Raw genomic sequence first — 20,036 nt, 5'->3', positions numbered from 1 at the left:
CATGAAACAGGTCAACGGTCAGAAACTACTGGAATCGCTCGGAAGTGGCGTCAGCGCTGTGCGCGGCCGTATCACGCCGGATGCGCCGATGGATCGTGTCACCTGGTTCCGCGCCGGCGGTCTTGCCGAGCTGATGTTCCAGCCGCACGACACCGACGATCTCATCACCTTCCTGAAGCTGGTCCCGGCTGAAGTGCCGGTCATGGTTGTCGGCGTCGGCTCGAACCTGCTGGTGCGCGACGGCGGCATTCCCGGCGTCGTCATCCGGCTGTCGGCCAAGGGTTTTGGCGATCTGGAACTGGTCGGCGAAAACCGCATCAAGGCCGGCGCGATCTGCCCGGACAAGAACATCGCGGCCATGGCGCTCGATCACGGCATTGGCGGCTTCTACTTCTACTACGGCATTCCCGGCTCGCTCGGCGGCGCGCTGCGCATGAACGCCGGCGCCAATGGTGCCGAGACCCGCGAGCGGGTCGTCGAGGTGCACGCGGTCGACCGTCAGGGCAACCAGCATGTGCTGTCGAATGCCGACATGGGCTATGCCTACCGCCATTCGGCGGCGGCGAAGGACCTCATCTTCACCCACGCGGTGTTCGAAGGCTACGCCGAGGACAAGAACAAGATCCGCACCGACATGGATGCCGTGCGCCAGCATCGCGAAACGGTGCAGCCGATCCGCGAAAAGACCGGTGGCTCGACCTTCAAGAACCCGGAGGGCCACTCGGCCTGGAAGCTGATCGACGAGGCCGGCTGCCGCGGCATGATGATCGGTAGCGCGCAGATGTCGCCGCTGCACTGCAACTTCATGATCAACACCGGCCAGGCGACCGGCTACGAGCTCGAATATCTCGGCGAAACCGTGCGCCAGCGCGTGCTCGAACATTCCGGCGTCCGGCTCGAATGGGAGATCAAGCGCATCGGCAACTTCATGCCGGGCTACGAGATCAAGGAGTTCCTCGGCCGCGGCATCGCGTAAGGCTCGGTTGCGAGACGTAATCTGAAAGGCCGTGGCGGAAGCGCTGCGGCCTCTTGTTTTTCCGGCGGGCGGCAAGCGGCTGCCAGCGCCTTTGCAGAATGCCGGGGTCCCTACTCAATCACGGTCGAGGAGAAAGCTCGAGTGCGTTGCTTGCAAAGACTGTCGTATGCGAGGTTGCTCGCCGTTTCATCCCTATTGGCCAATCTTGCGTTCTTTGCGCCCGTCAAAGCTATGGATGAGGTGCGTCTGCAAGCTGCCGTCGCCTCGCTCGGTGACGGTGCTGACGCCCAGCGTCTCGAAGCCAGGGTTGCCGATCTCGTAAAATCAGGCGACCAGATCGAGCTTGCAAAGCTGGCCGAACAGATCCGGATGAAAGACGGCGATTTCCTCGACATGCTGGCAAAGTTCTATGAGCAGCCGGAGCAAGCGAACGCGACGCCCGGTTGGCAGCAGATCGCACTCTCAATGGGGCCATGCCACTACGCCAACGCTGCCATCCGCATCGTCGCGATGAAGATCGCGAACGGCACTCACCCAGCCATCCGAAACGGCGTTGTCATGATCGACGGCACGGAGGTCGACAATATTTTCGCGGAATCGATGCATCGCTGCGAGTTGATTGCGCGTCTTCCCAAGTCCACGCGGCAGGTCGGCTCTAGCTGCGCCATGACCGGCGACTGCGCCGACGATCCGGACCTCATGGAGCAGCAGTGAGTCGAGCAGCCAGCGCTTTGCTGGCGCTGGCCCGCCGCGTGCTGCGATCGTCATCGGATTGGCTTCGGAGGCTTCGCGAACAGAGGGCGCCAAACGAAAGGGCCGCAGCGTTGCCGCTGCGGCCCTTCTTGGTTGTGATCGGCCGCGCTAGGCGGGGCCAGTCGTGATCAGGCCGAAACCTCGTCTTCCGTCGACAGCACCAGGCACAGAAGCGTGATGGCGGCGGCGGCCAGCAGGTAGTAGCCGACGTAATCGAGGCTGTAGTTGGTGGCGAGCCAGGTGGCGATGTACGGCGCCAGCGACGCGCCGAAGATGCCGGCGAGGTTGAAGGTCATGGACGCGCCGGTGTAGCGCACCGAGGTCGGGAAGGGGGCTGCCAGCGCTGCGCCGATCGGGCCGTAGGTGAGGCCCATGAGGCCGAGGCCGATGATCGAGAACAGGAAGGCGCCGCCAAGGCCGCCGGCAAGAAGCGGGGCCATGAACAGGCCGAAGACGCCGATGCCGATGGTGGTGATGATCAAGATCATGCGACGGCCGTAGCGGTCCGAGAGGATACCGGCAACCGGGATCATCAGGCCGAAGAAGACGACGCCGGTCATCTGCACGACCAGGAACTGCTCACGCGAATAGCCGAGCTTCGCCGTGCCCCAGGAGAGCGAGAAGACGGTCATCAGGTAGAACAGCACGAAGGTCGCAAGCGCCACGAAAGTGCCGAGCACCAGGCTGCGCTTGTGGAAACGGAAGATCTCGGCGATCGGCACCTGCACGCGCTCGTGCTTGTCGACGGCCTTCTGGAACTCTGGCGTTTCGGTGATCTTCAGGCGGACATAAAGGCCGACGGCGACGAGCAGGATGCTGGCGATGAACGGCACGCGCCAGCCCCAGGCGAGGAAGGCTTCGTTGCTCATCACTTCGCCGAGGATCAGGAAGGTGCCGGCCGACAGGATGAAGCCGATCGGCGCGCCGAGCTGCGGGAACATGGCGTACCAGCTGCGCTTGCCCTCAGGCGCATTCTCGGTGGCAAGCAGCACTGCGCCGCCCCATTCGCCGCCAAGGCCGAGACCCTGGCCGAAACGGCAAAGCGCGAGCAGCAGCGGAGCTGCGACGCCGATCGTGGCATAGGTCGGCAGAAGGCCGATGACGACCGTGGAGATGCCCATGGTCATCAGCGCCGCCACCAGCGTCGCCTTGCGGCCGACCTTGTCGCCGAAGTGGCCGAAGATCACGGCGCCGAAGGGGCGGGCGAAAAAAGCGATCGAGAAGGTCGCGAAGGATTGCAGCATTGCCGAGGTCGGGTCCGAGCCCGGGAAGAACAGGTGCGGGAACACCAAAACGGCGGCGGTGGCGTAAACGTAGAAGTCGAAGAATTCGATGGTCGTGCCGACGAGGCTTGCGAACAGCACCCGGGCAGGGGAGTTCACTGCCGCGTGCTTTGACGCATTGTCCTTCGGCGACAGGGAGGTTGTCGCGTCTGTCATTATCATTGTTCCTATGGATGTAAGACCGTCTTGGGAGGCGGGTGCGGGCGTCTTAACGCAAGTTTCGACATGACGAAACCCTGATATCGTAAGAAGTGCGAACGATATCGGCGTCATGCGCATCATTATTCTGTCGGCGCTCCGCCCTGGGGCCGCGGCGCGGGACGGCCTTTTCGCTTGCGCCTCAACTGCTTTGCCGTAGGCAGATTTTCACGTTTTGCGGGAGCTTTGTTTGGCGGGACAACCCGGATTGACGAGAATCAAATTGTGGCAAACTCTCGACGGCGAAGCGATCGGCTTCGTTTTTCAGGAGCGAATGCATGTTCAAAAGGCTTTCTGCGGAATTTCTCGGTACATTCTGGCTCGTTTTCGGCGGTTGCGGCAGCGCCGTGCTGGCGGCTGCCCTTCCTGAGGTCGGTATTGGTTATCTCGGCGTCTCCTTTGCTTTTGGCCTGACGGTGCTGACCATGGCCTATGCGGTCGGCGGCATTTCCGGCGGGCATTTCAATCCGGCCGTCTCGGTGGGGTTGCTGGTTGCCGGCAAGTTCCCGGCGCACAAACTTGTCGGCTATGTCATCGCCCAGGTGCTGGGTGCCATCGCCGCGGCGGCGGTTATCTATCTGATCGCCAGCGGCAAGGGGGATTTCCAGCTCGGTGGCTTCGCTGCCAACGGTTACGGCGCGCATTCGCCGGGCGGCTACTCGCTGACGGCGGCGCTGGTTGCCGAGGTGGTGCTAACCGCCTTCTTCCTGTTCATCATTCTCGGCTCCACCCATGGCCGAGTGCCCGCGGGCTTTGCGCCGATCGCCATCGGCCTGGCGCTGACACTGATCCATCTGGTCTCGATCCCGGTGACGAACACGTCGGTCAATCCGGCCCGCTCGACGGGGCAGGCGCTCTTCGTCGGCGATTGGGCGGTCGCGCAATTGTGGCTGTTCTGGGTGGCGCCGATCGTCGGCGCGGCGATCGCCGGCATCGTCTGGAAGATTGTCGGTGATGACGACTGATCCAATTCGGATGCCGTCAGGCATAGACCCGCCGCCCTGGCTGCGGCGGGTTTTTTCATTTTTTCTTCTGTTTATGCATTAGATTCAAGATTACTCCGCAACCCTTTGATCTCTCGCTAAAATGCCTTGTTCCACATGCGCTTGCGCCTGCAGGCGGCGTTTCATTTCCTGACCGGGGTTAACGAAAGTAAACGGTTCGTTAACCTTAATGACGTTCTAGTGACCCCAATGGCGCAGCTGACTCGCGAGGGCGGGAGCCAGCCAGACGCAAGGAAACCTTGCGATAGTGGCGTATTGTCTGGGGGTTTGAATGAACGGCAAGCATGTGGCTGTCCTGATGGGCGGATTTTCTTCGGAGCGACCGGTTAGCCTGTCGTCCGGGGCTGCCTGTGCGGATGCCCTGGAGGCTGCCGGCTATCGCGTCACCCGGATCGACGTCGATCGCAATGTCGCAGAGACGCTGGCCGCGCTGCGACCCGACGTTGCCTTCAACGCCCTTCATGGACCGTTCGGCGAGGACGGCACGATCCAGGGCATCCTCGAATATCTTGAGATCCCCTACACCCATTCCGGCGTACTGGCCTCGGCGCTCGCCATGGACAAGGCGCAGGCCAAGCACGTTGCGGCTGCTTCGGGCATTCCAGTTGCCGATGCGCAGGTCATGGATCGCCATGCCTTTGGTCCGAAGCACCCGATGAAGCCGCCATACGTGGTCAAGCCGGTTTCCGAAGGCTCCAGCTTCGGTGTCGTCATCGTCAAGGAAGATCAGTCGCATCCGCCGCAGGTGGTGACATCGAGCGAATGGCGTTACGGCGACCGAATCATGGTCGAGCGTTATGTCGCCGGCCGAGAACTGACCTGTGGTGTCATGGGCGACAAGGCGCTCGGCGTCACCGAAATCATCCCGCAGGGCCATGCCTTCTACGATTATGATTCCAAATATGTAAAAGGTGGTTCGCGTCACGTCATTCCGGCACAGATTTCACCAAATATTTACCAAAAAATACAAACACTCGCTCTGAAGGCGCATCAGGCAATCGGTTGCCGGGGCGTCAGCCGATCCGACTTTCGTTTCGATGACAGTTCCTCCGCCGAGGGCGAGCTGATCTGGCTGGAGATCAACACCCAGCCCGGCATGACACCGACCTCCCTGGTGCCCGAGATGGCCGCGCATGCCGGCTACAGCTTCGGTGAGTTTTTGAGTTGGATGGTGGAGGACGCGTCGTGTTTGCGTTGAGGGGCAAAAGGGGCAAGAGGGTTCGTCACCTCGATGGCGCCGCCGCCGTCGATGTGGATGGCGCGCGCGTACTGCCGCGTCCGCTTCGTCGCGTCGTGCGCTTCTTCGTCAGCCTCGGCGCTGGCCGCATCCGCTTTCCCGCCTATACCGGCACGCTGTCGGCGATCGCCTTTTTCGCCGCCACCGGCTTTTACGGCATGTCGCTCGGCGGCCATACGCAGAATTTCGCGCAGGCCTCGACCACGGCCGCAGGCTTCGCGATCGAAGACGTCAAGGTTTCCGGCAACGACCAGACCTCGGAAATCGACATTCTCCAGCAGCTCGGCCTCGACGGCACGACGTCGCTGGTGGCGCTCGATATCGCCGAGGCACGCAAGCTGATTGCGGAAATGCCCTGGGTGCAGGGCGTCACCGTTCGCAAGATCTATCCCGGCACGATCGAGGTTAGCCTCACCGAGCGCAAGGCCTTCGGCATCTGGCAGCACGGTTCGGATCTTTCGCTGATCGAGCGCAGCGGCAGCGTGATCGCGCCCTTGCGCGACAACAAGTTTGCCGCTCTGCCGCTCTTCGTCGGCCGTGACGCCGAAACGGCGGCTGCCGATTTCTACGACGAGTTTTCCCGCTGGCCGGAGATCCGCTCGCGCGTGAAGGCCTTCGTGCGCGTGGCCGGCCGCCGCTGGGACCTGCGCCTCGACAACAGCATCGTCGTCAAGCTGCCGGAGCACGACGTCGCCCGGGCGATGAAGGTGCTCTCCGACATGGAAAGCCAGCACCAGCTCCTCGATCGCGATATCGCTGCCGTGGATCTGAGGCTCGAAGACAGAACAACAGTTCAGTTGACGCCGGACGCAGTGACCCGGCGCGAAGTTGCCTTGAAGGCGAGGGACAAGATGCTGAAGGCGCAGGAGACCGAAAAGAAGAAAGAAGGCCGCATATGAGTCTATTCGGTTCCTCCAGCTTTGGCCTGCCGCGCCTGAAGCCGCTTTCCTCGAAGCGGTCTCATGTCGTCTCGGTGCTGGATATCGGTTCGACCAAGGTGGTCTGCATGATCGGCCGGCTGACGCCGCGCGCCGAAAGCCAGATCCTGCCCAACCGTACGCATAGCGTCGAAATCATCGGCATCGGCCACCAGAAGTCCCGCGGCGTCAAGAACGGCGTCGTCGCCGACCTCGATGCGGTCGAGAGCGTCGTACGGCTCGCCGTGGATGCGGCCGAGCGCATGGCCGGCCTCACCATAGACAGCCTGATTGTCAACGTTTCGGCCGGCCGGCTGCAGAGCGACGTCTATACGGCGACGATCGATCTCGGCGGCCAGGAAGTCGACGCCAATGATCTGCGCAAGGTTCTCTCCGCCGCCGGCCAGCAGTCGCTGCGCTCCGACCGCGCCATCCTGCACTCGCTGCCGACGGGCTTCTCGCTCGACGGCGAGCGCGGCATCCGCGATCCGCTCGCCATGTTCGGCGACGTTCTCGGCGTCGACATGCATGTGCTGACGGCCGAACGGGCAGCGCTCAAGAACCTCGAACTCTGCGTCAACCGCGCCCACCTTTCGGTCGAGGGCATGGTGGCGACCCCCTATGCCAGCGGTCTTGCCGCTCTCGTCGACGACGAGGTCGAGCTCGGCTGTGCGGCGATCGACATGGGTGGCGGCACGACGACGATCTCGGTCTTTGCCGAAGGCAAGCTGGTTCACGCTGACGCTGTCAGCCTCGGCGGCCATCACGTGACGACGGATCTGGCGCGTGGTCTTTCGACCCGCATCGAGGATGCCGAACGGCTGAAGGTCGTGCACGGGTCGGCTCTGCCCAACAGCGCCGACGAACGCGACATCGTATCGGTTCCGCCGATCGGCGAGGACGACCGCGATCAGCCGACGCATGTGCCGCGCGCACTTGTGTCGCGCATCGTGCGCGCCCGCATCGAAGAGACGCTGGAACTCATCCGCGATCGCATCCAGCGCTCGGGCTTCAGCCCGATCGTCGGCAAGCGAATCGTTCTGACGGGCGGCGCCAGCCAGCTGACCGGCCTGCCGGAAGCGGCTCGCCGCATCCTCGCCCGCAATGTTCGCATTGGCCGTCCGCTCGGAGTTTCCGGGCTGCCGGCCGCTGCCAAGGGCCCGGCCTTCTCCACGGCGGTCGGCCTGATGATCTATCCGCAGGTCGCCGACCTCGAGACCCATGCCTCCCACGGCGGCATGTTCTCGGCGCTCGGCGCCGGCAACGGCCGCATCGCCCGCATGGGCCAGTGGCTGAAAGAGAGCTTTTGAGTGACGGCCGGCTCCGACAGGGACGGGGCCGGGTGAAGACAAACTAGGACTTTGAAAGATTTGGCCGGCTCGGCAAGGCGGCCAGAAACCAGAAGGAACGGGACTATGACTATCAACTTGCAGAAGCCGGATATCACGGAGCTGAAGCCCCGCATCACCGTCTTTGGTGTAGGTGGCGGCGGCGGCAATGCTGTCAACAACATGATCACCGCAGGCCTCCAGGGCGTCGATTTCGTCGTCGCCAACACGGATGCCCAGGCACTGACCATGACCAAGGCCGAGCGCATCATCCAGATGGGCGTTGCCGTCACCGAAGGTCTCGGCGCCGGTTCGCAGCCGGAAGTCGGCCGTGCGGCCGCCGAAGAGTGCATCGATGAGATCATCGATCACCTCAACGGCACCCACATGTGCTTCGTCACCGCCGGCATGGGTGGCGGCACCGGCACCGGTGCAGCCCCGATCGTCGCGCAGGCCGCCCGCAACAAGGGCATCCTGACGGTCGGCGTCGTCACCAAGCCGTTCCATTTCGAAGGCGCGCGCCGCATGCGGCTCGCCGACCAGGGCATCGCCGAACTGCAGAAGTCGGTCGACACCCTGATCGTCATCCCGAACCAGAACCTCTTCCGCATCGCCAACGACCGCACGACCTTTGCGGACGCGTTTGCTATGGCCGACCAGGTTCTCTATTCGGGCGTTGCCTGCATCACCGACCTCATGGTCAAGGAAGGCCTCATCAACCTCGACTTCGCCGACGTCCGCTCGGTGATGCGCGAAATGGGCCGCGCCATGATGGGCACCGGCGAAGCTTCGGGCGAAGGCCGCGCACTGGCCGCCGCCGAAGCCGCGATCGCCAACCCGCTGCTCGACGAAACCTCGATGAAGGGCGCCCAAGGCCTCCTGATCTCGATCACCGGCGGCCGCGACCTCACCCTGTTCGAACTCGACGAAGCGGCTACCCGTATTCGCGAAGAAGTCGACCCGGATGCCAACATCATCCTCGGCGCGACGTTCGACGAAGACCTCGAAGGCCTCATCCGCGTCTCGGTCGTTGCCACCGGCATCGACCGCACGGCCGCGGAGGTGGCGGGTCGTTCCGCCGACTTTCGTCCGGTAGCAGCAAAGCCGGTCGTCCGCCCGTCCGCCGCCGTTCCGGCCCAGCAGCCGCAGCCGGTTGCCCAGCACCAGCCGGCCCCGGTTCACCAGCCGGTGATGCAGCAGCCGGTCGCACAGCCGGTTCAGCAGCCGATGCAGCAGCAGGCAACCGCCGACCAGATCGCAGCCGCCATCCGCGAAGCCGAAATGGAGCGCGAGCTCGACATCGCGACCCGGGCTGCCCAGGTGCAGGCCCAGGCCCCGGTTCAGCAGCCGATGCACGACGACAACTTTCGTCCCCAGAGCAAGCTTTTCGCCGGTGCTGCACCGGTAGAGGCCGCTCCGGTCATGCGCCAGCCGCAGCCGCAGATGCAGCCGGTTCAGCCCCAGCCGCAGCCGATCATGCGCCAGGAGCCCGTCGCTCCGGTCATGCGCCAGCAGCCGGAACAGGTTCGCATGCCGAAGGTCGAAGACTTTCCGCCGGTCGTAAAGGCAGAGATGGACCGCCGCGCACAGCCGGCTGCCCCGATGCAGGAAGAGCGCGGCCCGATGGGTCTGCTCAACCGCATCACCAGCTCGCTCGGCCTGCGTGACCGCGAACAGACCCCGGCAGCCGCCGACATGACGGCTTCCGCCCCGACCGCTGCTTCCCAGCAGCGCCGGCCGCTCTCGCCGGAAGCGAGCCTCTATGCGCCGCGCCGCGGCCAGCTTGACGATCACGGTCGCGCTTCGCCGCAGGCGCGCCCGCAAGAAGATGATCAGCTCGAAATCCCGGCGTTCCTGCGCCGTCAATCGAACTGATTGGAAGGCTCGTTCCTTCACCTTGCCGAATGCCCGGGCAACTGCCCGGGCATTTTTGCATTTTGTTCATTATTTCAGGTGTTTGATTCGATGTTACGGACCGTCGCAAATGCGTAACAAAGCGAAACGAACAGTGATTTGGAATGGTGCCTCCAAACTCCTATTTTCAGACTCGGAATTGGGGACGCATGCGATTCGATCAAGCGCTGTCTGTTCGAAACGCAGAGGACCGGTCGTTGAGCCGGGACTCTCGGGCATCTTTCTTGTGCCCTGAAGATCGTTGCGTCCACCAGCAGGTTTTGGCCATTGGCCACAGGTATTGAAAGTGACGAGAATGGGAATCGAATTGCTCGGGTTTCAGACGACGATTGCAAGCCCGGTAACGCTCAAGGGAATTGGCGTTCATTCCGGTGCGGAAGTGTCGATCACCTTCCATCCGGCCGAAGCCGATGCGGGCATCGTTTTCCAGCGCGTTCTCTCCAACGGCCGGGTCAGCGAATACAAGGCGGTTTCCTCGCAGGTCGGCAACACCGATCTCTGCACCGTTCTCGGCATGTCGCCGGCGACTTCGATCGCCACGATCGAGCATGTGATGGCGGCGATCTACGCGCTCGGCCTCGACAACCTCACGGTCGAAGTGCACGGCGCCGAAATGCCGATCATGGACGGCAGCTCCGAACCCTTCATCGACGCGATCGAGCAGGTGGGCGTTCGCGCCCTTGCGGTCAAGCGTCGCTACATCCGCATCGTCAAGCCGGTGCGCATCGAATCGGGTGCCTCCTGGTCGGAGTTCACGCCCTATGACGGCATGCGCTTCGAGGTCGAGATCGATTTCGATTGCCCGCTGATCGGCCGCCAGGCCTGGAAGGGCGACATGACGCCTTCGGTCTTCAAGCGCGAGCTGTCGCGTGCCCGCACCTTCGGCTTCATGCGCGATGTCGAACGCCTCTGGGCTGCTGGTTTTGCGCTCGGCTCCTCGCTCGAAAACTCCGTCGTCATTTCCGACGACAACACGGTGATCAACGTCGAGGGCCTGCGCTACACCGACGAATTCGTGCGCCACAAGACGCTCGATGCGGTTGGCGACCTCTCGCTCGCCGGCGCGCCGTTCATCGGCTGCTACCGCTCGTACCGCGGCGGCCACAAGATGAACGCCAACGCGCTGAAGGCACTTCTCAGCGACCCGACGGCCTACGAAGTCGTCGAAACGGCAACCCCGCGCCAGCGTACCCGCGCGCGCGATATGGTTGCAGTGGCAGCTCCGGGCTTCGCGCCCTGGTCCGCATAACAAGAAAAGTCATCATCTCCTCCAGTCGCCGGCCGAAAGGCCGGCATTTTCATGATAGAGCTGCCACAAATTTGCATGAATCACCGATCATGACGTTGCGGTCTCAAGGTAACTTGCTCTAAAAGCGCATGTCTGGCGGGGTCCATGCCCGCAGAATGGAACGGGAATATCCGATGGTTCTTGCAGTTTCTGTGGATTTGAAAAAGTCAGCGCGCGTCGCCGCCGTCATTGTCGCGGCCGTTGCCGGCAGCGCCCTGATTACCGCCTGCCAGAACGATCCCGATATCGACATCACCAAGCTGACGGCCGAAACCGATCCGCCGGAAGTGCTCTACAATCAGGGCCTCGCCAACCTCAATGCCGGCAAGACGACGGAGGCGGCGCGCAAGTTCGAAGCGCTCGACCGCCAGCATCCGTTCTCGGAATATGCCCGCAAGGCGCTGGTCATGAACGCCTTTGTTTCTTACCGTAACGGTCAGTACCAGGAGGCGATCAACGCCACCGGCCGCTACCTCAATCTTTATCCGCAGTCGGAAGACGCGGCCTATGCGCAGTACATCCAGGGTCTCGCCTATACCAAGCAGATCCCGGCGGTGACGCAGGACCAGAAGCCGGCCTTCAAGGCGATCGAAGCCATGCAGGCGGTCGTAGACCGCTACCCGGACTCCGAATATGTCGACGACGCCAAGTCGAAGATCCGCTTTGCCCGCGACCAGCTGGCCGGCAAGGAGATGCAGGTCGGCCGCTACTATCTCGAGCGTAAGGAATACCTTGCCGCCGTGTCGCGTTTCCGCGTCGTCGTCGAGCAGTATCCGAACACCAACCAGGTTGAAGAAGCGCTGGCGCGCCTGACGGAAGCCTATTTCGCGATGGGCGTGACCCAGGAGGCGCAAACCGCTGCCGCCGTTCTCGGTCACAACTACCCGGACAGCCAGTGGTACAACGATAGCTTCAAGCTGCTGCAGTCGGGTGGCCTTGAGCCGCGTGAAAGCGGCAACTCCTGGATTTCGCGCGCCGCCAAGAAACTCGTCGGCGCCTGATATCTATCGGCGCCCTTCAAGGAAGATATAACCCCGGATGCTTGCCCAGCTTTCGATCCGCGATATCGTCCTGATTGAACGGCTCGATCTCAATTTCGACGCCGGGCTCTCGGTGCTGACCGGTGAAACCGGGGCCGGCAAGTCCATCCTTCTCGACAGCCTGTCGCTCGCCCTTGGCGGGCGCGGCGATGGCTCGCTCGTTCGCCACGGTTCCGACAAGGGGCAGGTGACGGCGGTCTTCGACGTGCCGATGGGGCATTCGGCGCGGCTGATGCTCAGGGAAAACGGCATCGACGACGACGGCGACCTGATCTTTCGTCGCGTGCAGTCGGCCGACGGCCGCACCAAGGCCTATGTCAACGACCAGCCGATCAGCGTCCAGCTGATGCGCCAGCTTGGCCAGATGCTGGTCGAAATTCACGGACAGCACGACGACCGCGCGCTCGTCGATATCGACGCGCACCGCACGCTTCTCGACGCCTTCGGTGGCACCGCCGAAGAAGCGGCGCATGTGAGCGAACTCTATCGCGCCTGGAAGGATGCCGAGCGCGGCCTGAAGAAGCACCGCGAGCGGGTCGAGGCGGCCGCGCGCGAGGCGGACTACCTTCGGTCTTCGGTCGAAGAACTGGAGAAGCTCAGCCCCCGCGACGGCGAAGAGGACGAGCTTGCCGAGAACCGGGCGCGGATGATGAAGGCCGAGCGCATCGCCGGCGACATCAACGAGGCCTCGGAGTTCCTGAACGGCAACGCTTCGCCGGTTCCGCTGATCGCCTCACTCGTGCGCCGTCTCGAGCGCAAGAGCCAGGAGGCGCCGGGCCTGCTCGAAGAAACGGTCGAGTTGCTCGACGGTGCGCTCAACCAGCTTTCGGACGCGCAGATGTCGGTCGAGCGGGCGTTGCGCAACACGGAGTTCGATCCGAAGGAACTGGAGCGGGTGGAGGAGCGGCTGTTCGCGCTGCGCGCCGCCAGCCGCAAATATTCGGTTCCGGTCACGGAACTGCCGGCACTCGCCGTTCGCATGATTTCCGATCTCGCCGATCTCGATGCCGGCGAGGAAAAGTTGAAGCAGCTCGATGCACAAGTCGGCGTGGCGCGGGTGGCGTTCGACGCTTCGGCGCGCTCGCTCTCCGAAAAGCGTCGCCATACCGCGACCGCGCTTTCCGACGCTGTCATGGCCGAACTGCCGGCGTTGAAGCTCGAGCGGGCACGCTTCATGGTCGAGGTGCAAAGCGATCCGTCGCTGCCGACGGTCGACGGTATCGACCTCGTCGAGTTCCACGTCCAGACCAACCCCGGCACGCGGCCGGGCCCGATCATGAAGGTGGCTTCCGGCGGCGAACTTTCGCGCTTCCTGCTGGCGCTGAAGGTGGCGCTTGCCGATCGCGGCTCGGCGCCGACGCTCGTCTTTGATGAAATCGACACCGGTGTCGGCGGTGCGGTGGCCGATGCTATCGGCCAGCGGCTGAAGCGGCTCTCGGCAACGGTGCAGGTGCTCTCCGTCACCCACGCGCCGCAGGTCGCGGCCCGTGCGGCAACGCATCTTCTGATCTCCAAGGGTCCTTCGACCGAGAAGGCCGAGATGATTTCCACCCGTGTCGCCCGCATGGACGACAAGGCGCGCACCGAGGAAATCGCCCGCATGCTTGCCGGCGCCTCGATCACCGAAGAGGCGAGGGCGGCTGCCGCTCGCTTGCTTTCCGGCAACGGCTAGATCATCCTGGCGCCAAGTGGAAGCATTGGCGGCTGAAGGATGCGATGTCCTCAGAATGTTCATCTGAACCCACGGTCTTGGGCTTCCTAAGCCTTTTGGTTGAATTGTTGCGCCGCTGCACCCGTGTTCTATTTCCTCTGCGGTTGGGGCACTTCGGGCATGTGGGAGAAACTTGAGCATAGACTGGAGATCCGGTTTGCGCAGATGCGTGCGCATCCGGAACTGATCCTGCTCATCGCGCTCGCCTATGCCGGCCTTATCCTGACGATAAAGGAAGCGAACCAGGAACTGGGTGGCTTCGGGGTGTTCGCGTGCATTGCGATCGCCGTGACTGCAGCAACTCTTGTCGCAAGGCTGCGACACGCCTCGCAGGTCGGGCTGGCGGAGGAGGAGGCCGATCCTCAGCCGCCGAACGCGGACGAAGTCACGCCATTGGCGCTTGTGGCGCCCTGTGCGCACGGGGACCGTTCCTATCTTGTCCGCGTCCCGGCGCCGACGGCGGTTGCCTATGAGGTGGTCCGCAAGGCACAGGATGTGTTTCGCAGCGGCGCGATCGATCCCGAAGAGGATATGAGGGCGTTCCATTCCGACCCCTACAGCCTGATCTGCCTGCAGGACCTCGACGGCAACATCTTCGGCTTCATCGACTACTACGCCTTCGAGAAGAACCACTTCAAGCTGTTCCTGCAGGGGCATTATGCCTTCGGCAACCTGCTGGCGAGCGGGCTGCTTGCCCATCCGCAGGCGCGAAAGGCGAAGGTCGTCTATCTCGCGACCATCCTCAATATGAGCTTCCTGCTCGATTCCATGCGCGCCGAGCGCCGCAGGCAGAACGGCATTCTCGTCTGGGCGACGGTTTCGGCGATCCTCGAACACCACACGTTCCCGCCCGACGGCATCGACATCTACAGCATCGGCTGGGACAAGGGCGGGGCCGCGATCCTGAAGATGTTCGGTCTGCAGCCGGTGAGCCGGGTGATGCGTGGCCAGGCGGAAGGCAAATGGATCTACTGCAAGCGTGGTGTCCAGAAAAAGGATCTCGAGGCCATCCGCTGCCGTTATCAGAGGCGCTATGAACGCTGGTGCGAACTGGATGTCAGGCCGCTTGTCGGGCTCGCGCCGGGGGCCGTCAATGCCATTGGCGCGTGAGCCGACGGCGCCGGACGGTCTTTTCTTTCCCATCAGTTGCTCTACAAAACGACTTCGAATCCGGAGTCGTCGCGCATGTCCCAAGAATTGAAACCCGTCGAGAATCTCAATGAAACGGAAGCGGCCGAAGAGCTTGCCTTTCTCGCGGCCGAGCTTGCGCGCCATGACGCGCTTTATCATGGCCAGGACGCGCCGGAGATTTCGGATGCGGACTATGACGCGCTGAAGCGGCGCAACGACGCGATCGAGCAGCGCTTTCCGGTACTCATCCGCGACGACAGCCCCTCGAAGAAGGTGGGTGCTGCACCCTCCGTCACCTTCCAGCCGGTCGTGCACGCCCGGCCGATGCTGTCGCTTGACAACACGTTTTCCGACGAGGACGCGCGCGATTTCGTCGCCTCGGTCTATCGTTTCCTCGGCCAATTGCCGGACAACTCCATCGCCTTTACCGCCGAGCCGAAGATCGACGGGCTCTCCATGTCGCTGCGCTATGAGAACCGCCGGCTGGTGACGGCCGCGACCCGCGGCGACGGCACGACTGGCGAAAACGTCACCGCCAATATCCGCACCATCGGCATGATCCCGCAGACGCTGCCGGCAGGTGCGCCCGATGTCGTCGAGGTGCGCGGCGAAATCTATATGGCGAAATCGGACTTTGCCGCGCTCAACGCCGAGATGGCGGCGCTCGGCAAGCCGCTCTATGTCAACCCGCGCAACACCGCTTCGGGCTCGCTGCGCCAGCTCGACGCCAAGGTGACGGCGAGCCGCAAGCTGCGTTTCTTTGCCTATGCCTGGGGCGAGATCTCGGAAATGCCCGCCGACACGCAGATGGGCATGGTCGAGGTGTTCAAGAGCTGGGGCTTCCCGGTTAACCCGCTGATGCAGCGGCTCTCCTCGGCCGACGCGCTGCTGGAGCATTACCACCACATCGAGCGCGAACGGCCGGATCTCGACTACGATATCGACGGCGTCGTCTACAAGGTCGACCGGCTCGACCTGCAGGCCCGCCTCGGCTTCCGTTCGCGCTCGCCGCGCTGGGCAACCGCGCACAAGTTTCCTGCCGAGCAGGCCTTCACCCGGCTGACGGCGATCGACATCCAGGTCGGCCGTACCGGCGCGCTGACGCCGGTGGCACGCCTTGAGCCGATCACGGTCGGTGGCGTCGTCGTCACCAACGCGACGCTGCACAACGAGGATTACATCAAGGGTCTCGGTAATTCGGGCGAGGCGATCCGCGAGGGCCGCGACATCCGCATCGGCGACATGGTGATCGTCCAGCGCGCCGGCGACGTCATTCCACAGATCGTCGACGTGGTCATGGACGAGCGCAAGGCGGGGAGCGAGCCCTATCGCTTCCCGACCACATGCCCGGTCTGCGGCAGCCATGCGGTGCGCGACATCAACGAGAAGACCGGCAAAGTAGATGCGGTGCGCCGCTGCACCGGCGGTTTCGTCTGCCGCGCGCAGGCCGTCGAGCACCTGAAGCACTTCGTCTCGCGCAACGCCTACGACATCGAGGGCCTCGGTTCGAAGCAGATCGAGTTCTTCTTCGAAAGCGAAGACCCGACGCTGATGATCCGCACGGCGCCGGATATCTTCACGCTGGAGAAACGCCAGGAGGCGTCGCTCACCAAGCTCGAAAACATCGACGGCTTCGGCCGCGTCAGCGTGCGCAAGCTTTACGACGCCATCAATACGCGCCGTTCGATCGCGCTGCAGCGTTTCATCTATGCGCTCGGCATTCGCCATGTGGGCGAGACGACGGCAAAGCTGCTGGCGCGTTCCTATGGCACCTACGAGCACTTCGGCGAGGCGATGCGCGACGCGTCGACGTTTACGGGCGACGCCTGGAATGAACTCAACAGCATCGACGGCATCGGCGAGGTGGTCGCCCGTGCCATCGTCGAGTTCTACAAGGAGCCGCGCAACCTCGAAGTCGTCACCCGGCTGTTGTTGGAGGTGACGCCGGAGGCAGCGGAAGCACCGGTTGCCTCAAACAGCCCGGTCGCCGGCAAGACTGTCGTCTTCACCGGTTCGCTCGAAAAGATGACGCGCGATGAAGCCAAGGCCAAGGCCGAGAGCCTCGGCGCCAAGGTGGCAGGTTCCGTGTCGAAGAAGACCGACATCGTCGTTGCCGGACCGGGTGCCGGCTCCAAGCTCGACAAGGCCCGCGAACTCGGCGTCGCGACCATGGACGAGGACGAGTGGCTGGCGCTGATCGGCGGGTAATCCCCGCCGGTTGCATGCAATCGGCAGAGCGTCGTTACGCCTGCCTGCTGTCGTACTCTTCGGAGGCGGCTTTCAGGGCGGCAATATCGTCGGCGCAGATGAAACGGCGCAATGCGTCGAACTTTGACCGTTCCCACTGGTAGATGCCGAGCGCAACCAGCGTCTCGACATCGGTCGCGGGGAAACGCTGGCGCACGGGGCGGGCAGGGTTCCCCGCAACGATGGTGTAGGGCGCAACGTCCTTCGTCACGATGGCACCCGACGCGATGACGGCGCCTTCGCCGAGCGTCACACCCGGCATGATCATGGCGCGCATGCCGATCCAGGCGCCGTCGCCGATGACGGTGTCGCCCTTGCCGACATAGGCTTCGCCGATCACATCGAGGAAGGGATAGAGGCTCACCCAATCGGTGCGATGGGTGTGGTTGCCGCCCATGAGGATCACCGCCTCGGCGCCAATCGCGACATAGTCGCCGATCAGCAGTTGATCGATTGGCCATTGCGGTTCCCAGGCCCTGAGGCTGTATTCGTCGCCATAGAGGTAGCGAACGACACTTTCCTCGAAGGATCCGGTCCAGGCGTTGCTGTAGTAGCTGTTGCTGCCGCGCACGTGAATGTTCGGGTTGCGCACTGTCTCATGCAAGAGCTCGACCTTGGACCAATGCTTGGCTTCGACCTTCGTGGACATGGGGTTCCTCATTCTCAATGCTTGCAAGCGAAGCTGCGCGTCGCTCGCCATTCGTATCCCGTCCCAACTATCGGATTCACCGGTCGCTTTCTTCTCAAATCGGGCGCCGACCGGAAGCTTTGGCGGGCACTGCGATCACTCCATCACACAAAAACGCCCGCCGCTTTTGGCGGCAGGCGCAAAGTTCGGGGCACTGCGCGAGATCAGGAGGCCTGCTGCTGGGCGGCTTCCTGGTCCATCCACATGAATTCCCAGACGTGACCGTCGAGGTCCTGGAAGGAAATGCCGTACATGAAGCCGTAGTCGAGCGCCGGCTTCCAGGGCTTGGCGCCGCCAGCGAGCGCCTTGGCGAGCATGTCGTCGCATTCAGCGCGGCTGGACGCGGAAAGGGCGGTAATGACCTCGGTTCCTTTCCGGGCGTCGCTGATCTCGCCGGTGATGAAGTCGCGGAACTTCGGCTCGGTCAGAAGCATGACGAAAATATTGTCCGAGATCACCGTGCAGGCGGCGGTGTCGTCGGAGAACTGCTCGTTGAAGGTGAAGCCGAGGGCGGCGAAGAACGCGCGCGAGGCCTTCAGATCCTTGACCGGCAGATTTACGAAAATCATGCGCATGAAATGCTCCTTGGAATGGATTTCGTGTTTTACGGATCTGATCACTTCGTTGTTTCGGCGAAACCGCGAAGCGATCCAACTCTTTGATTGGCGCAACTCCGGACGGAAAACCGCGTCGCACTTTTCCTGGAGTTGCCCTAAGGACGAATGCCGGTCGACGATCCCGACACCGGCTCAAAGATTTTTTGAGCCGGGCTGATGTGGGGTGCAACTACAGGTCTTCAAGCGGAGCGAGACCTGCTTCGATGCTGCAAATAGGATCGACGGTGCTAGCGGCTGCGAGCGGCCCCAAGGGCGCGCGCCGCTGCTCGATGTTATTGTCACTTCACGGTGCACACGCCGTTGGCGCCGCCCTTGCCGGTGTAGGACACGCTCGGCGAGCCGTCGGGATTGATGCTGAGCGAGATGGTGACGCCGGCGCCGTGCGCTTCGTAGTAGTTCTCGTTGAACACCTTGAGCTTGGCTTCCTTGCCGTTGATGTAGATCGGGCCGCCTTCGTCGGCATGGACCTCGATCTTGCCGGGGCAGGTGGCGTTGACCAGCGGGATTTTTGCTTCGGCCGCAGTGGCGAAGGCAAGCGTCGGGACGAGAACGCCGAGAAGGCGCAGGCAGGGTTTCATCTTGCTCTCCAGCGTGGGTTGCAGGTGGCATCGATCGCCAACCGTGACAGGCTGCCGGTGGAAGTCAAGCGCGGCTGAGCGTCACCAAGCTGTCATCAATCCGATTGTTTTTTTGCGCTGCACAAGATAGAGGATTGCAGCCGAATTTTATGCAAATGCCTTTTCGCGGAGCAGGGCGCGGCCATCTGCGAAGGCAGCGCGCCAGCATCCCAAAGGGCAGGGCGCCGGCGCGGATTGGAGGGTCCGGAGATGAAGACTTTCACCACCATCGCCGAGCTGCGTGCAGCGCTTGCCGAGCATAGACGCGCCGGCAAGACGGTCGGCTTCGTGCCGACCATGGGCTACCTGCATGTCGGCCATATGGAGCTGATGCGCCGGGCCCGCGAGGAAAACGACGTCGTCGTCGCCAGCATCTTCGTCAATCCGCTGCAGTTCGGCGCCAACGAGGATCTTTCCAAGTATCCGCGCGATCTCGCCCGCGACCAGGCGATGCTCGAAGCGGGCAGCGTCGACTATCTGTTTGCGCCGGGTGTTGCCGACATGTATCCGCGGCCGATGGAGACGGTCGTCGACGTGCCGACGCTTGGCAGCGAGCTCGAGGGCTCCGTGCGCCCCGGTCATTTCGCCGGTGTTGCCACCGTCGTCACCAAGCTCTTCAACATCGTTGGGCCCGATCGCGCCTATTTCGGCGAGAAGGATTTCCAGCAGCTGCAGATCATCCGCCGCATGGTGGACGATCTCGCCCAGCCGGTGACCGTGATCGGCGTGCCGACGGTGCGCGAGGCCGACGGGCTCGCCTGCTCGTCGCGCAATGTCTACCTGACGGCCGAAGAGCGGCGTGCCGCGGCGATCGTGCCGAAGGCGCTGGATGAGGCGCAGCACCTCGTTGCCTCCGGCGTCAGCGATGTCGTCGAACTCGAAAAGGCCGTGACCGAGTTTCTGGCGAGCGAGCCCTTGGCGAAGCCCGAGGTCGTAGCGGTGCGCGATCCCGAGACGCTGGAGACGATCGAAACGATCGGCGACCGGCCGGTGCTGCTTCTGCTCTTCGTCCGCTTCGGCACGACGAAGCTGCTCGACAATCGCGTGATCGCCCCGAAATCCGCATCATTTGCAAAGGTTGCCTGAC

17 protein-coding genes are annotated in these 20,036 nt (G+C 63.2%); 13 read left to right on the top strand and 4 right to left on the bottom strand.

What is annotated here, in order from left to right; translation table 11 throughout:
- The first annotated feature begins 1 nt into the window (after window position 1).
- Window positions 2-976 (top strand): UDP-N-acetylmuramate dehydrogenase, encoded by a 975-nt coding sequence (gene murB, locus FA04_RS10940; protein ID WP_034792458.1) that lies wholly within the window; start codon window positions 2-4, stop codon window positions 974-976.
- A gap of 240 nt (window positions 977-1,216) precedes the next feature.
- Entirely contained in the window at window positions 1,217-1,690 is a 474-nt protein-coding gene (locus tag FA04_RS10935; RefSeq protein WP_156623604.1) for a hypothetical protein, read from the top strand.
- Window positions 1,691-1,857: 167 nt separating this feature from the next.
- Here FA04_RS10935 and FA04_RS10930 read toward each other — a convergent pair whose 3' ends face one another.
- A complete protein-coding gene (locus tag FA04_RS10930) occupies window positions 1,858-3,168 on the bottom strand; it encodes an MFS transporter (RefSeq protein ID WP_034792460.1) in 1,311 nt (436 codons plus the stop codon).
- Window positions 3,169-3,488: 320 nt separating this feature from the next.
- On the opposite strand from FA04_RS10930, the gene aqpZ reads away from it, so the two are divergent.
- The 10 genes from aqpZ (at window position 3,489) to ligA (ending at window position 16,988) form a co-directional block, all read left to right on the top strand.
- Window positions 3,489-4,175, top strand: coding sequence for an aquaporin Z (gene aqpZ, locus FA04_RS10925; protein WP_034792491.1), 687 nt, complete (start codon window positions 3,489-3,491; stop codon window positions 4,173-4,175).
- A gap of 310 nt (window positions 4,176-4,485) precedes the next feature.
- Window positions 4,486-5,412, top strand: coding sequence for a D-alanine--D-alanine ligase (locus tag FA04_RS10920; RefSeq protein ID WP_034792494.1), 927 nt, complete (start codon window positions 4,486-4,488; stop codon window positions 5,410-5,412).
- Window positions 5,400-6,350 (top strand): cell division protein FtsQ, encoded by a 951-nt coding sequence (ftsQ, locus tag FA04_RS10915; protein WP_034792496.1) that lies wholly within the window; start codon window positions 5,400-5,402, stop codon window positions 6,348-6,350. Before FA04_RS10920 ends, ftsQ begins: the two co-directional genes overlap by 13 nt.
- Window positions 6,347-7,678, top strand: coding sequence for a cell division protein FtsA (gene ftsA, locus FA04_RS10910; protein WP_034792498.1), 1,332 nt, complete (start codon window positions 6,347-6,349; stop codon window positions 7,676-7,678). Before ftsQ ends, ftsA begins: the two co-directional genes overlap by 4 nt.
- 105 nt (window positions 7,679-7,783) lie before the next feature.
- Window positions 7,784-9,571, top strand: a complete 1,788-nt coding sequence (ftsZ, locus tag FA04_RS10905) for a cell division protein FtsZ (protein ID WP_034792500.1) — start codon at window positions 7,784-7,786, stop codon at window positions 9,569-9,571.
- A 334-nt stretch (window positions 9,572-9,905) separates the two neighbouring features.
- On the top strand, window positions 9,906-10,859 hold the full coding sequence (gene lpxC, locus FA04_RS10900) for a UDP-3-O-acyl-N-acetylglucosamine deacetylase (protein ID WP_034792502.1): 954 nt from the start codon (window positions 9,906-9,908) through the stop codon (window positions 10,857-10,859).
- 173 nt (window positions 10,860-11,032) lie between these two features.
- Window positions 11,033-11,899 (top strand): outer membrane protein assembly factor BamD, encoded by an 867-nt coding sequence (locus FA04_RS10895; RefSeq protein ID WP_034792504.1) that lies wholly within the window; start codon window positions 11,033-11,035, stop codon window positions 11,897-11,899.
- A 37-nt stretch (window positions 11,900-11,936) separates the two neighbouring features.
- Window positions 11,937-13,610 carry a DNA repair protein RecN gene (gene recN, locus FA04_RS10890; RefSeq protein WP_034792506.1) on the top strand — a complete coding sequence of 558 codons (1,674 nt, stop codon included), beginning with the start codon at window positions 11,937-11,939 and terminating at the stop codon, window positions 13,608-13,610.
- A gap of 204 nt (window positions 13,611-13,814) precedes the next feature.
- A complete protein-coding gene (locus tag FA04_RS10885) occupies window positions 13,815-14,759 on the top strand; it encodes a hypothetical protein (protein ID WP_034792508.1) in 945 nt (314 codons plus the stop codon).
- 75 nt (window positions 14,760-14,834) lie between these two features.
- Window positions 14,835-16,988, top strand: a complete 2,154-nt coding sequence (ligA, locus tag FA04_RS10880; protein ID WP_034793601.1) for an NAD-dependent DNA ligase LigA — start codon at window positions 14,835-14,837, stop codon at window positions 16,986-16,988.
- A gap of 34 nt (window positions 16,989-17,022) precedes the next feature.
- On the opposite strand, the gene FA04_RS10875 is transcribed toward ligA, so the two are convergent.
- From FA04_RS10875 to FA04_RS10865, 3 genes are all read right to left on the bottom strand, one after another.
- Window positions 17,023-17,676: a CatB-related O-acetyltransferase gene (locus tag FA04_RS10875; RefSeq protein ID WP_034792510.1), complete on the bottom strand. Its 654-nt coding sequence runs from the start codon at window positions 17,674-17,676 to the stop codon at window positions 17,023-17,025.
- A 203-nt stretch (window positions 17,677-17,879) separates the two neighbouring features.
- Window positions 17,880-18,290 carry a VOC family protein gene (locus FA04_RS10870; protein WP_034793603.1) on the bottom strand — a complete coding sequence of 137 codons (411 nt, stop codon included), beginning with the start codon at window positions 18,288-18,290 and terminating at the stop codon, window positions 17,880-17,882.
- Window positions 18,291-18,610: 320 nt separating this feature from the next.
- The gene (locus FA04_RS10865) at window positions 18,611-18,910 is read right to left on the bottom strand and encodes a hypothetical protein (RefSeq protein WP_034792512.1); all 300 of its coding nucleotides are present in this window, start codon (window positions 18,908-18,910) and stop codon (window positions 18,611-18,613) included.
- A 249-nt stretch (window positions 18,911-19,159) separates the two neighbouring features.
- Here FA04_RS10865 and panC point away from each other — a divergent pair, with 249 nt between their 5' ends.
- Window positions 19,160-20,035 carry a pantoate--beta-alanine ligase gene (gene panC / locus FA04_RS10860; protein ID WP_034792514.1) on the top strand — a complete coding sequence of 292 codons (876 nt, stop codon included), beginning with the start codon at window positions 19,160-19,162 and terminating at the stop codon, window positions 20,033-20,035.
- The last annotated feature ends 1 nt before the right edge of the window (window position 20,036 follow it).

This window comes from Ensifer adhaerens, from assembly GCF_000697965.2.
GTDB classification, from domain to species: Bacteria; Pseudomonadota; Alphaproteobacteria; order Rhizobiales; family Rhizobiaceae; genus Ensifer; species Ensifer adhaerens.
Note: the sequence above shows the minus strand (reverse complement) of the source record. Positions and strands in the feature narration are given on the sequence as shown.